The sequence below is a fragment of the Thiothrix caldifontis genome, assembly GCF_900107695.1.
Taxonomy (GTDB): Bacteria; Pseudomonadota; Gammaproteobacteria; order Thiotrichales; family Thiotrichaceae; genus Thiothrix; species Thiothrix caldifontis.
This window is the reverse complement of record NZ_FNQP01000004.1, coordinates 87,363-101,157: the sequence shown is the minus strand read 5'-3', so window position 1 is coordinate 101,157 and position 13,795 is coordinate 87,363. Positions and strand designations below refer to the sequence as shown.

General features: G+C 51.4%; 9 protein-coding genes. 8 read left to right on the top strand and 1 reads right to left on the bottom strand.

Annotated elements, in window-relative coordinates; all coding sequences use genetic code 11:
* The first annotated feature begins 44 nt into the window (after positions 1-44).
* The 6 genes from BLV87_RS04335 to BLV87_RS04310 all read left to right on the top strand — a co-directional run bounded on the left by BLV87_RS04335 (position 45) and on the right by BLV87_RS04310 (position 9,572).
* Entirely contained in the window at positions 45-2,369 is a 2,325-nt protein-coding gene (locus BLV87_RS04335) for a coiled-coil domain-containing protein (protein ID WP_093065760.1), read from the top strand.
* A gap of 101 nt (positions 2,370-2,470) precedes the next feature.
* Entirely contained in the window at positions 2,471-2,860 is a 390-nt protein-coding gene (queF, locus tag BLV87_RS04330; protein ID WP_093065758.1) for a preQ(1) synthase, read from the top strand.
* Positions 2,861-2,933: 73 nt separating this feature from the next.
* Entirely contained in the window at positions 2,934-3,557 is a 624-nt protein-coding gene (locus BLV87_RS04325; protein ID WP_175517837.1) for a peptidylprolyl isomerase, read from the top strand.
* 184 nt (positions 3,558-3,741) lie between these two features.
* A complete protein-coding gene (locus BLV87_RS04320; RefSeq protein ID WP_093065756.1) occupies positions 3,742-5,253 on the top strand; it encodes a circularly permuted type 2 ATP-grasp protein in 1,512 nt (503 codons plus the stop codon).
* Complete coding sequence (locus BLV87_RS04315; protein WP_093065754.1) at positions 5,253-6,212, top strand: alpha-E domain-containing protein; 960 nt, start codon at positions 5,253-5,255, stop codon at positions 6,210-6,212. The genes BLV87_RS04320 and BLV87_RS04315 overlap by 1 nt, the downstream gene beginning before the upstream one ends.
* A complete protein-coding gene (locus BLV87_RS04310) occupies positions 6,213-9,572 on the top strand; it encodes a transglutaminase family protein (RefSeq protein ID WP_093065752.1) in 3,360 nt (1,119 codons plus the stop codon). It abuts the gene before it with no gap.
* Between the two features lie 70 nt (positions 9,573-9,642).
* Here the strand turns inward: BLV87_RS04310 and pckA are convergent, their stop codons facing one another.
* Positions 9,643-11,256 carry a phosphoenolpyruvate carboxykinase (ATP) gene (gene pckA, locus BLV87_RS04305; RefSeq protein ID WP_093065750.1) on the bottom strand — a complete coding sequence of 538 codons (1,614 nt, stop codon included), beginning with the start codon at positions 11,254-11,256 and terminating at the stop codon, positions 9,643-9,645.
* 254 nt (positions 11,257-11,510) lie between these two features.
* Here pckA and BLV87_RS04300 point away from each other — a divergent pair, with 254 nt between their 5' ends.
* Positions 11,511-12,818 carry a DEAD/DEAH box helicase gene (locus BLV87_RS04300; protein ID WP_217629934.1) on the top strand — a complete coding sequence of 436 codons (1,308 nt, stop codon included), beginning with the start codon at positions 11,511-11,513 and terminating at the stop codon, positions 12,816-12,818.
* Positions 12,819-12,823: 5 nt separating this feature from the next.
* Positions 12,824-13,705, top strand: coding sequence for a hypothetical protein (locus tag BLV87_RS04295; protein ID WP_093065748.1), 882 nt, complete (start codon positions 12,824-12,826; stop codon positions 13,703-13,705).
* Positions 13,706-13,795: the final 90 nt, after the last annotated feature.

Below are 13,795 nucleotides of genomic sequence, written 5' to 3'. Positions count from 1 at the left end.
AATGTCTGCTAATGGTGCGTGCTGGTAGTGCTTAGGAAGCAATCATGAAATTAGAAGAAAAGGATCTCGATATTTTTAAGAAACTGGATTCAAATGTTTATCTCACATTGAATGATAAGCAGGCATTGAAAACCAGCGTGGATGAGTTGGCGCTACGTTTACAAGAGCGCGATCAGCGCTTGCGCGAAATATCAGGCTTATTGCTAGAAAAAGATGGGCACATTCGGGTGCGTGATGCACGGATCGACGAACGTGATAAACGCATGGAAACGTTGGCACGGTTGCTGGGCGAAAAAGAAAAGCTATTAACACAGCAAAATCAATTGCTAGAAGACAAGGAAAAAGCCTTACGTCACCGTGATGACGTCATGATCGCGCGGGATCGTGCCGTTCAACAGCGGGATACCATGCTGGAGGATCGCGAAACCCGCTTAAATAACCTCGAACAAAACTTAGCACATTACGAAAAATTGTTGCAGGAAAAAGAACTGCAAATCCAAATGCGTGACCGCAGTCTTGAAGACAAAGACCGTTCGCTGTCACGTATCGACCAAGCCATTCAAAGTAAAGATAAGCTGCTGCAAAGCCGTGATGACAGCATTATCAAAAAAGACCAGCAATTGTTGGATCGCGAAACTTTATTGCAGGAACGTACCCGCCAAACCTTAGAGCAGGAAAAAATGCTCAAGGAACGTGACAAACACCTGAGCGAACGGGATAACCACCTCTCGGAACGTGACCGCCAGTTGGCTGCCCGCGATTCCCATATTGATCTGGCGAATCAGCACTTACAATCCCGTGATCGCACCATTGCGGAGCGTGATCAGCAAATTCAAGCCCGTGAACTGTTACTGAAGGAAAAAGCCAGTCTGCTGCAAGAGCGTGATCAGCGCATCGGTATTCAGCAGCAGCAAGTAGAAAAGCGTGATGCAACCTTAAGCCAGCGTGATCGGGAAATCAGCGAACGCGATCGCACGGTTGCTGAGCGTGATAACGAATTGCGTTTGCGGGAAGAGGCGATTCGTAGTCGTGATCAGCAAGGGTTGGATTTTCTGCAAACCATCCGTGAACTAGAAGATCACTTACAGGCACGCGATAGCCAGCTTACGGAGCGTGATCGCCAATTAATGATGCGTGATGAACGCATTAACAAAGCTGACGAAGACCTGCGGGATCGTGATACCCGCCTGTCTAGCCGTGATCGCACGGTTGAAGAACGTGATGTGCAAATTACAGAACGTGATCGCCGCCTGAAGGAACGTGATATTTCGTTGCGTGAGCGTGACACGCGCATCAGTGGGCAAGACTTGCAACTGCGCGAACGTGACAAGCAATTGCAGTTACGTGATTCCCAAATGCAAAGCCGTGATGTCACCATCGGCGAACGGGATCACAGCATCAAAGAACGCGATGGGCATATTGCGCAACTCAACGGGCAAATGCAGGAGCGTGACGAAACCATTCATTTCCGGGATTCGCTGCTTACAGAGCGTAATGCCGCTATTCAGCAACGTGACGACACCATAAGGGAACGTGACTTTCAACTGACTGAGCGTGATCATACCGTTCAGCAGCGGGATACTTCTTTGAATGAGCGCGACCAACACATCCAAACCTTAGGTGAGTTCCTGACAGAGCGCGATACGAGTCTGCAAGTGCGTGACACGGAAATTTCTGCCCGCGATGAGCAAGTACGTAACCTGCAACTCGAAGTGCATCTGCGGGATCAAAGCATTGCAGAACGTGATGTGCAGTTACAGCTTCGTGACCAAACGGTGCAAGATCGCGATGAGTTTCTTTCAGAACGTGAAGAAACCATCGCAGAACGTGATGCCACCATCGCCGAGCGTGATGCGCAACTCGAACAGCGTGATTTGCACCTCCAGCACAAAGAAGAGGCATTACAAGCACGTGATCAACAGATTCACCTACGTGATACTGAAGTGGCAAAGCGTGATAGTAGCCTGCATGAGCGCGATACCACACTTTCCTTGCGCGATGCTCAGCTTCAGGCACGTGATGAGCAACTCAATAAACGCGATACCAGTTTGCATGACCGTGATCAAACGATTATTGCCAAAGAAGCACACATTCGTCGTCGTGATGAACGCCTTCAGGAATTAACGTTACGCATCCAATCGTTGGAAAACACACTGAAAGAACAGCTTCAGCAATTGCAGAACCGTGATGAAGCGCTGCATCAACGTGATTTAATCATTGCCCAACGGGATCGCCAAATCGACAAACTCGATAAAAGCGTGGTTAAGTACGCTGCCGGAGTGCAAAGCGTGTTTATCAAAGGTGCTGTCACGGGGTTGGTTGCAGCCTTGGTCTTTGTTCTCGGCTTAAGGTTAATGACCATTTTTTAAATGGTTAAATACCGGGGTTCTGGACAAATGCCGGTATCGTGGTATAAACCTGTGCCTTTTCAACTTATCCCGACTGTTCATCGGGAGGCACAGGAGCAACCATGTCCACACGCCCCAGCAAAGACCTTGAAACTTTCCCTAACCCTAACCCACAGCGTGATTACACGATCCGCATTGACATGCCGGAATTCACGTGCATTTGCCCCAAAACAGGCCAGCCAGATTTTGCGCAGTTCAAGCTTGAATACGTGCCTGACCAGAAAAATGTTGAACTGAAATCCCTGAAATTGTACATGTGGAGCTACCGTGAAGAGGGGGCATTCCACGAGGCTGTCACCAATAAAATCTTGGAGGATCTGGTGGCTGCGACTGAGCCACGTTTTATGCGCTTAACCGGGGTGTGGAATGTACGTGGTGGTATTTACACAACGGTGGTTGTCGAGCATCACCAAGCAGGCTGGCAGCCAGCACCCAAGGTTGAACTGCCGTAATCGGTTGGAAAAACAGGAAGTGCGCGGTATGATGCGCACTTCCTGAACACAATCAAAAATACGGGGTTTATGCATGAAACGTGTTGTAAGTTTTCTTTTTGCCATGATGATTGGCCTGTTCGCTTCTGTTGGCTGCAATGCCGCCGATAAAGTCGCTGACAAGGCCGCTGAACCATCCAAATCTGGAGATAAAATGTCTACTATTCTGATCGAAACCACCAAAGGCAACATTACAGTTGAATTGGACGCTAACGCTGCACCTAAAACTGTCGAAAACATTCTGGCTTATGTCAATGAAGGTTTTTACAACGGTACGATTTTTCACCGTGTGATTCCGGGCTTTATGATTCAAGGTGGCGGTTTTACCGAAACCATGAAGGAAAAAGCAGACAAGCGTCCGCCAGTGAAGAACGAAGCCAACAATGGTCTGAAAAATGACCGTGGTACCTTGGCAATGGCGCGTACTAATGACCCGCATTCAGCATCTTCACAGTTCTTTATCAACGTTAACAACAACGATTTCCTGAACTTCCGCTCCGAAACACCACAAGGTTGGGGCTATGCGGTATTTGGTAAAGTAACCGAAGGCATGGATGTAGTTGATGCAATTGTTGGCGTGAAAACGGGTAATTTTGGTCCGCACGGCGATGTTCCTGTGCAACCGATTATTATGAATAAAGTGTCCGTGGTCGAGTAAGTTAACTATCTCTCACCCTAGCCCCTCATCTTCTATGGGATAGGGGCTTTTTCGTTTTTATGTTCCTGCTTGTCATGTTTCCTAATCAGTGGGCATGAATCTTGCTAGATGTATTACAACAATAAGGTTTGCAGGCTGTTGACAGCCGCTGTTTACAACATCGACTCCTGACTGGAATAAGTCTATGAAAAAAGAATGGAATCAGTACGATCCCGGTTCGTTATATGACGAATTGATTGCTGCGGTGCATCAACCGCGAGAAGCCAGCTACAAGCTGGTGGAGTATCTACGTCACCTCACCCCCGACCGTTTTCGCCAATGTGTGCAGGAATCCGAAGCGGTTATCCGCGAAATGGGCATAACCTTCACGGTTTACAGCGATGCGGGTAATATTGACCGCGCTTGGCCGTTCGACATTATTCCGCGCATTATCCCCGCCACGGAATGGGATCGCACCGAAATAGGGCTAAAACAACGCATACGTGCACTAAATATGTTCATTCAGGACATCTATAATGGCGGTAAGATTCTCAAAGACGGCGTAATGCCCGCTGACATCGTACTGCAATCCAAAGGCTACCGCCAAGCGTGCATCGGCATGACCCCACCGCACAGTGTGTGGGCGAACATTTGTGGCTCCGATTTGGTGCGTCACAGCGATGGCGTGCTGTATGTGCTGGAAGACAATCTGCGTGTGCCGTCCGGCGTGGCGTACATGCTGGAAAACCGCAACATTACCAAGCGCGTATTGCCCGAAATCTTCAACACCTTGCCAATTCGTCCGGTGAGCAATTACCCCGCGCAATTGTACGAAATGCTCGCCTCATTGCGTCCTGATTTAGATGACCCGACCATTGCCTTAATGACACCCGGCATCTACAACTCCGCCTACTTTGAACACGCTTTCCTCGCGCAGCAAGCGGGTTTGGTATTGCTGGAAGGCGCGGATTTGGTGGTGGGTAACGACAACTATGTCTACATGAAAACCATCAAGGGCTTAGAGCGTGTTGACGTGATCTATCGCCGTATTGATGACGATTTCATCGACCCCGAAGTGTTCCGCGAAGATTCGATGTTGGGCGTTCCCGGCATTATGCGTGCATGGAAAGAGGGTAAAGTTGCCATCGCCAATGCACCGGGATGTGGCGTAGCAGATGATAAAGTGATCTACGCTTACGTACCGGACATGATCCGTTACTATCTTGGCGAAGAGCCGAGCTTGCCGAATGTGCCAACTTACGTGTGCCGTCGTGAACAAGACCGCGAATACGTGCTGGAACACCTTGCCGAATTGGTGGTGAAACCTGCCAATGAATCCGGTGGTTATGGCATGTTGGTGGGGCCGCATTCCACGCCCGAAAAAGTCGAGGAATTCCGCAAGCTAATTCAAGAAGACCCTAACAATTACATTGCCCAACCGACTTTGAGCCTTTCGGTCACACCAACGTCGTGCGAAACTGATACCGAAGCGGACGTGCATCGCCGTGCGGACGATCCGAAAAGCCGAATCAAAATCGCCCCGCGCCATGTGGATTTACGCCCGTTCATCCTCAGTGGTAAGGACATTTTTGTTACACCGGGCGGTTTGACCCGCGTGGCCTTGGTGGAAGGTTCATTGGTGGTGAATTCGTCCCAAGGCGGTGGCAGCAAAGACACTTGGATTGTGGGCGACGTTGTGGAAGGGGAGGAAGTCTGATGTTATCCCGTGTAGCTGAACGTGTTTACTGGATGGCGCGTTATTTGGAACGTGCCGAAAAAACTGCCCGCCTGATCAACGTGCACACCGCTTTGCTGATGGATTTGCCGGGGCGCATGGAAATCAATTGGTTCACCCTGATCCGCTTGTTCAATGCTGAAAAGGTTTTCAGCGAACATTACGAACGTGGCAATGAAGCCAATATCATGCAGTTTTTGATTGCGGATACCAACAATCCGTCATCTCTGGCCACGTCCTTGGCAAATGTGCGCGAAAACGTGCGTACTTCACTGGATGTGTTGCCGGAAGAAATCTGGGAACAGGCTAACCAGATTCATTTGCTGATGACTAACAGCTTACCGCGCATTTCTGATCGTTACTCCCGCCAGATTTTCCTGCGCGAAGTGATGAAACATTGCCAGTGCATCCGAGGCGCGTTGGATAGCAATATGAGCCGCGACCACAGCTTCGATTTCATGCAAATCGGCAAGCATCTGGAACGCACCGACATGACCAGCCGGATTCTGGAAATGACCTCATTGCTATTGTCGGATGATCGTAGCGATACGCTGCGCAAATACGACGGCATTTTGTGGACAAACCTGTTGCAAGCCCTGAGTGCGCGGCAGATGTATTTGCAGCACATCCATTCACGGGTCGAAGGTCAGCGTGTAATGCGCTTTTTGATGAATGACAACGTATTCCCCGGTTCGGTTGGCTATTCTTTAGCCGCAATGGGGCGGCGGATGCGCTATTTACCTGATCCGGAAATGCCGACGGCGATGGCGCAACGGGTTTTGGAACATTCACAAGCGCAAGATGTTGGCGCGATTCCCGCCGAACAGGTACACACCTTGATGGACTATTTGCAGAGCGAACTGGGTATGTTGCATACCGAGATTGCCAAAACATGGTTTTACCCCGACCGTAACGGACAACAGCAATCGCAAGGGCTTTAAATGAGTATTCACGTCGCTTTAAACCATTACACCGGGTACAAATTTGATCGCCCGGTTAGCTTGTCGCCACATGTGGTGCGCTTGCGCCCTGCGGTGCATTCGCGCACGCCGATTCTGGCGTATTCCCTGAAGATCAAGCCGGAAAAGCATTACATCAACTGGCAGCAAGACCCGTTTGGTAACTGGCTGGCAAGGCTGGTATTCCCCGAAAAAACCACCGAATTCAGCGTGGAAGTTGATGTCATCGCCGATATGGTGACGATCGACCCGTTCGATTTCTTCGTGGAAGATTACGCCATGAAGTACCCCTTCCAGTACGACAAGGCGTTACAGAAAGAGCTGATTCCGTATTTGGAAATTGCCGAAGACGGTGAGTTGCTGAAGGAATGGTTGAAGGGTGTTGACCTCAAGCAGCCTAATACGGTGTTGTTTCTGGTTGCGATTAACAGCCGCTTGCAAAAAGACATCGGTTACAACATCCGCCTTGAACCAGGGGTGCAATCGTGTGAGCAAACCCTGACCAAGAAAACCGGTTCTTGCCGCGATTCGGCATGGTTGCTGGTGCAAATTTTGCGGCATCTGGGGCTGGCGGCGCGGTTCGTGTCGGGGTATTTGGTGCAGTTGACGGCTGACCAAAAGGCGTTGGATGGCCCTAGCGGGACAGAGGTGGATTTCACCGATTTGCACGCTTGGACAGAAGTGTATCTGCCGGGGGCGGGCTGGATTGGGCTTGACCCGACATCGGGGCTGTTTGCAGGTGAGGGACATATTCCGTTGGCGTGTACGCCTTCGCCGGGCAGTGCTGCGCCGATTGATGGTTTCACCGATAAATGCGAAGTCGAGTTCGATTTCCACAATAATGTGCGCCGGATTCTCGAAGACCCGCGTGTGACCAAGCCGTATTCGGATGAGCAATGGGCAGACGTGCTGGCACTGGGCAATCAGGTCGAAGCCGATTTGGTGCGTGGCGATGTGCGCTTGACGATGGGCGGTGAACCGACCTTCGTTTCCATCGACGATATGGATGGGGCGGAGTGGAACACGGCAGCCTTGGGTGAGCACAAGCGCGAACGGGCGGGCGTGCTGTTGCGGCGGATGCAGAAAGTATTTGCACCGGGCAGTGTGTTGCAGTTTGGGCAGGGCAAGTGGTATCCGGGTGAACCGTTCCCGCGTTGGGCGTTGGGGTGTTTCTGGCGACCGGATGGCGTGCCAGTGTGGAAAGACTCAAGTCTGGTAGCCGACGATCAAAAGGATTACGGTTACAACGATACCCACGCCAAGCTGTTTGCCGAAACGGTGTGTGCCAAGTTGGGTTTGCATACCAAATACCTTGTGCCGGGTTACGAAGACCGTTTGTATTATTTGTGGAAAGAGGCGAATCAGCCCGTGAATGTGGACTGGTTGACCCTGAGCCTGCGTGACAGCAAGCACCGCAACGATTTGGTACTGGCATTACAGCGTGGTCTGGATGTGCCAACAGGGTACGCGCTGCCGTTGCGTTGGGATGCACTGGCGTCGAGTTGGGCAAGTGCGCCGTGGGAATTCCGCCGTCAATCGATGTATTTGATTCCGGGCAATTCGCCGATGGGTTTCCGCCTGCCGCTGGATAGTTTGGCGTGGACGGCGGAGGATGAGCGCGAAGTCGAGGCGCAGCCTTGCCCGTTTGAAGACCGCCCGCCGTTGGCAGATTTCCACGGTGAAGTGGAGCAGCGTTACAGTGCGTATGTCGCGCCGCCTGAGCCGACCTTGCAACACGCCGATGCAACCAAGACGATGGTGATGGAATGGCGCGAAGTGCCGCGCACCACCTTGTGCGTACAAGCGCGGGAAGGACGCTTGCATGTGTTCCTGCCGCCGTTGCATTTCTTGGAGCATTATCTGGATTTGGTGGCAACCATTGAAACCACTGCCGCTGAATTGCAGATGCCGATTTTGCTGGAAGGCTACGAGCCGCCGTCTGATCCGCGCTTGAAGTCGTTCAAGGTGACGCCTGATCCGGGGGTGATTGAGGTGAATATTCACCCGGCGAAGACGTGGCAAGAACTGGTTCAGAATACTGAGCTGCTTTACGAAGAGGCGCGGTTGTCACGGTTGGGCGCGGAAAAATTCATGCTGGATGGGCGGCATACTGGCACGGGTGGCGGTAATCACGTCACCCTGGGTGGGGCTACGCCGAGTGATAGCCCGTTCTTGCGTCAGCCAGATGTGTTGCGCAGTTTGTTGACGTTTTGGCAGCACCATCCGGGGCTTTCGTACCTATTCTCTGGCATGTTTATTGGCCCGACCAGCCAAGCGCCACGGGTCGATGAGGCGCGGGATGAGAGTTTGTATGAGCTGGAAATCGCCTTCCAGCAAATGCCGCAGGGACACAATGACCAGCCGTGGTTGGTTGACCGTTTGCTGCGCAACTTGTTGATTGATATTACCGGGAATACGCATCGGGCGGAGTTCTGCATCGACAAGCTGTATTCGCCGGATTCTTTCAGCGGTCGCCAAGGCTTGCTGGAATTCCGTGGCTTTGAAATGCCGCCTCATGCGCGGATGTCGTTGGTACAGATGTTGCTGATCCGTACCTTGATGGTGCGTTTCTGGAACACGCCGTATGCGCATCGGCTGGTGCGTTGGGGGACTGCGTTGCATGACCGTTTCATGCTGCCGCATTACGTGTGGGAAGACATGAAGGATGTGTGCGCGGACTTGCAGGCGGCGGGGTATCCGTTCCAGTTGGAGTGGCTGGCACCGTTCCACGAGTTCCGTTTCCCGGTGTATGGGCGGGTGCAATATTGCGGTATTGAGCTGGAGTTGCGGGCAGCGTTAGAGCCGTGGAATGTGCTGGGCGAAGAGTTGAGCAGTCAGGGCACGGCGCGGTTTGTGGATTCGTCGCTGGAACGGGTGCAGGTGAAAATCAATGGGCTGACCGATTCGCGTTACGTGGTGGCGTGTAATGGGCGGCGTGTGCCGATGAAGGCGACGGGCGTGAAGGGTGAGTATGTCGCTGGGGTGCGTTTCCGCGCTTGGCAGCCGCCTTCCGCGTTGCATCCGACCATTGGGATTCATGCACCGTTGGTGTTTGACATTATTGATACTTGGAATGGGCGTTCGGTGGGTGGTTGCACTTACCATGTGTCGCATCCGGGGGGGCGCAATTCTGAAATCTTCCCGGTGAATGCATATGAGGCGGAAAGTCGGCGCTTCTCGCGTTTCCGTGAGGAACATACGCCGGGGGTGCTGGAGCCGAAGTTCTTGTCGGAAGCCACGCGCTCGTTCTATGAGCATGGCGCGAAGCCGCAGCCGATGAGTCCGCCGCCGGAAGAGGTGAATGCGGATTATCCGTATACGTTGGATTTGCGGCGGGGTTAACTAGCCGGAAGAAAATCCTCTCCCCCAACCCTTCCTTTTTGCAAAGGAGGGGGTAAGGGAGTCTGTGTATTTAAGCGCGACCTTTTAATGGCCCAGCAGCACAGATGGTTTCTGCAACACCTTCGCTGTATTTGGCAAAGTTTTCGTGGAACAGAGACGCCAGATACGTGGCTTTGGCTTCATAAGCGGCTTTATCTACCCATGTTGATGAAGGTTCCAGCACTTCCGTGGGTACATTCGGGCAAGCAACCGGGATGTTTAAGCCGAAAATAGCATCGCGACGAGTAGCGACTTGATCCAAATCACCATTCAACGCAGCGTTGACCATGCTACGGGTATGATGAATGTTCATCCGCTTGCCCACACCATAGCCACCGCCTGTCCAGCCGGTATTCACCAGCCAGCACGAAACACCGTGTTCATTGATTTTTGCGCCCAGTAAGTCCGCATACACGGAAGGGTGCAGCGCCATGAACGGTGCGCCAAAGCACGTGCTGAAGGTGGCGGTTGGCTCAGTCACACCTTTTTCGGTTCCCGCGACTTTGGCGGTATACCCCGAAATAAAGTGATACATCGCTTGTTCTGTCGTCAATTTGGAAATCGGTGGCAATACGCCAAACGCATCACACGTCAGCATGATGATGTGCTTGGGGTGACCGGCTTTACCCGGATATAACGCGCCCGGAATCTGGGTGATCGGGTAGCTGGCTCGGGTGTTTTCGGTGATGCCGTTGTCATCCAAATTCAGTTTACGCGTCGCTTGATCCATAACCACATTTTCCAGCACTGTGCCGAACGTTTGGGTGGTTTTATAGATCATTGGCTCTTGTTCTGGCGACAAGTTGATGACTTTGGCATAACAACCGCCTTCCAGATTGAAAACGCCAGTGTCGCTCCAGCCGTGTTCGTCATCACCGATTAGGGCGCGATTAGGGTCTGCGGAGAGGGTGGTTTTGCCCGTGCCGGATAAGCCAAACAAAATAGCCACATCGCCCTTTTTGCCAACATTGGCAGAAGCGTGCATGGACATAATGCCGCGTTGTGGCAGTAGGTAGTTGAGGACTGAGAAAATGGATTTCTTGATTTCACCCGCGTAATGTGTACCGCCAATCAGAATCAGGCCACGGGTCAGGTTTAACAGGACAAATGCCCCGGAATGTGTGCCGTGCTTATCTGGGTCGGCTTGCATATCCGGTACATGGATGACGGTGAATTTAGGTTCAGTAACGTCAAGGGTACGGTTCAGGTCATCGGGTCGAATGAACATATTACGTGCAAACAAAGCGTGCCATGCATACTGCGTAATAATCCGCACGGGGAGTTCATCGGCGGCGTTTGCCCCTGCCAGTAAATCTTGTACGAACAATTCCCGCCCCTCTAAAAATTGCAGGGCATCGGCTAAGACTTGATTGAATTGGGCTTCGCTCAGAGCCTTGTTGACTTTGCCCCACCATACCTTGTCGTGTGAACCGGCATCATCCACGATGAATTTGTCATTGGGGGCGCGTCCTGTAAAGGTACCGGTATAAGCCACAAAAACCCCGTCTTCACTGATTTTACCTTCGCTACGGTTGAGTGCTTGTTCGTAAAGAACTGGGGAAGACTGATTCCAATAAAGATTAGTGGTATTTTTTAGCCCCAATGTACTGGCGAGATGCTGTGCCAGGGTATCTGTTGTACTCATAATTACGCCTCCGGTAGCGCCGCATAGTGTCGACAATATGTCGTATAGGTGTTAAGAAGGCAAAGAATAATAGCGCACGATGTCGACTATTAGAATATGTTTTAGTGTAAATTTAGTGATAAATAGCAACATTGTCGACATATTAATATTGATGTGTCGACAGCATGTCATTGCCTAGGGTTTTCTTGAAAAATTGATAAAAGTTGTTGTGCTTTTTGTGCTGACTTGCAGAGTCAGTGTGATATTCTCCAGCAATGGAAAATTTCTACTTAAGTCAAACACGTTTCACTGATTTCCCGTTGGATGAGCGCTTATTAGCATCGCTCGATGAGACGGGGTTTGAATTCTGCTCGCGTATTCAAGCAGAAACCTTGCCGTTGGCCTTGGCGGGGCAAGATATTGCGGGTCAAGCGCAGACGGGTACGGGCAAAACCGGTGCATTTTTGGTGGCGGTGTTTCAACATTTGTTGAAAAATCCACTGCCGAATCCGGGGGCTGGTACGGTGCGTTGTTTGATTCTGGCACCGACCCGTGAATTGGCGATTCAAATTGCCCGTGATGCTGAAGCGTTGGGCAAGCATACTGGCTTACGTTCCGTGTTGGTGTACGGCGGTGCGGGTTATGACAAGCAACGTCGTCAGTTTGAACAGGCGGTCGATGTGTTAATTGGTACGCCGGGGCGGGTAATTGACTATTACAAGCAGCACGTATTTACCCTGAAACATGCCCAAGCCTTGGTGATGGATGAAGCTGATCGTATGTTCGACATGGGCTTCATTCAAGATGTGCGTTACTTGATGCAGAAACTGCCGCCACCCACGAAACGCTTGAACATGCTATTTTCGGCTACGTTGTCACAGCGTGTGTTGGAATTGGCTTACGAACACATGAATAACCCGCAACAAATCAAAATTGAAGCGGAATCGGTGCGGGCGGATAATATCACTGAACATGTTTATTTCCCGGCAAATGAAGAAAAAATCCCCTTGCTGATTGGTTTGATTCGTCAGCTAAACCCTTTCCGTGCCATTGTGTTTGTGAATACGAAGCATATCGCTGAGAAAATTGATGATTACCTGCGTGCGAATGGCATTAGTTCTGACCTGATTTCGGGTGATGTGCGCCAGAATAAACGTGAAAAGCTGTTGCAAGCGTTTGAAGCGGGGGATTTTCAGGTTCTGATTGCCACCGATGTGGCAGCGCGGGGCTTGCATATTCCTGATGTATCGCACGTTTTCAATTTCGACTTGCCACAATTAGCGGAAGATTATGTGCACCGTATCGGGCGTACTGCGCGTGCCGGGGCATCGGGTGAAGCGCACAGCTTTGCGTGTGAAGATACGGCGTTTTATTTGCCGGATATTGAGCAATACACGGGTAAATCCATTCCAGTAGCTAAGATCACCGCCGCGTTATTGCCAGCAGAACTCCAGCGTCCACAGCGTAGCCAACGTGAGCGGGTGGGGCATCATGGTCAGGATAAACACCGTTCACAGACCGGTAATAGCGGCGGTGAGCAGCGGCGGCGTAGACGACCCCGTTCTAACCCTAACGCAGGTTAAACCGTATGGATGCCTATGCCAAACGCTTACACAACCCTTTTAATGGTGTTTTGCAGGTGGTGGCTAATGAGCAGATGCGTGCCCTGAGTTTCAATGGTGTGGACTGGGAGCTTCAGTTTAAATGCATAACGCCACGCGGTGTTGGGTATGCGCGGATCGGGCGCTGGGAACGCAGTGCCGGTTTCAAGCCTTATCCTCTCGACCCCAGTATTGACCCCCTCGCAGTAGAAGGCGCGTATGTGGCGGTTGTGACGGTGCTGGAAACGGCACAAATGCCATTGCCTCAAGACGATTACTATGAGTTTTGGTTGTTAGAAGACACTACCCGCCAGCCCTTAGCTTTATTAGCCAGTTGTCGCCAGAGGCAGGAAATGCGCCAGGCAACGGTTCACCCTGTCTGGAAGTGCATCAGTGCCAGTCAATTGGATCTGGACAATACCCCAGAAGAAGCACGTCGTGGGCTACCCCCGCTCAGTTACCGTTTGGAGCAGCAGGTTAAACACTATGCTGGGCAAAATCCGCAAGCCCAATGGTTTTTACGGGCGGTAGATGGTACGGGTCAGGCATTGAATGCTAATGGCGAGATTGCCAGTGACGTGCTGGCAGCAAGTCATTTTCCCCCATTGTTATTGCGTGAAACGTGGGGCAAAGTGGCAGAAAATGCGTTGTGTACCCGTTATTTGCAGCGCATTGCCCCACGTTTATTAACCTTGCAGGCATTATCACTGGAAAGTCGCGATAGGGTAGAGCAAATGGCAAGTCGTTACGCGCAGGAAGTGGCTGCCCATTTTCATTTATACCCCGCTGTAGCCGATAAACAGCGCATGACGGCGTTACGGGTGGAGGCTCGCTTGCGTAGCGCCTGTTTTAACGAGCGCAGAACATGAAGATTTTGTAACCTTTCCGCAAACCCTTGGTAATGTTGCTTCTGCCACAATCATGGCTATACACAGCATTATTGCAAAGGAGTAAGCCAT

Bases quoted from the DNA above. Each gene is read 5' to 3' on its own strand.
- BLV87_RS04335 (WP_093065760.1), top strand. From the start codon at position 45: ATGAAATTAGAAGAAAAGGATCTCGATATTTTTAAGAAACTGGATTCA.
- queF (WP_093065758.1), top strand. From the start codon at position 2,471: ATGTCCACACGCCCCAGCAAAGACCTTGAAACTTTCCCTAACCCTAAC.
- BLV87_RS04325 (WP_175517837.1), top strand. From the start codon at position 2,934: ATGAAACGTGTTGTAAGTTTTCTTTTTGCCATGATGATTGGCCTGTTC.
- BLV87_RS04320 (WP_093065756.1), top strand. From the start codon at position 3,742: ATGAAAAAAGAATGGAATCAGTACGATCCCGGTTCGTTATATGACGAA.
- BLV87_RS04315 (WP_093065754.1), top strand. From the start codon at position 5,253: ATGTTATCCCGTGTAGCTGAACGTGTTTACTGGATGGCGCGTTATTTG.
- BLV87_RS04310 (WP_093065752.1), top strand. From the start codon at position 6,213: ATGAGTATTCACGTCGCTTTAAACCATTACACCGGGTACAAATTTGAT.
- pckA (WP_093065750.1), bottom strand. From the start codon at position 11,256: ATGAGTACAACAGATACCCTGGCACAGCATCTCGCCAGTACATTGGGG.
- BLV87_RS04300 (WP_217629934.1), top strand. From the start codon at position 11,511: ATGGAAAATTTCTACTTAAGTCAAACACGTTTCACTGATTTCCCGTTG.
- BLV87_RS04295 (WP_093065748.1), top strand. From the start codon at position 12,824: ATGGATGCCTATGCCAAACGCTTACACAACCCTTTTAATGGTGTTTTG.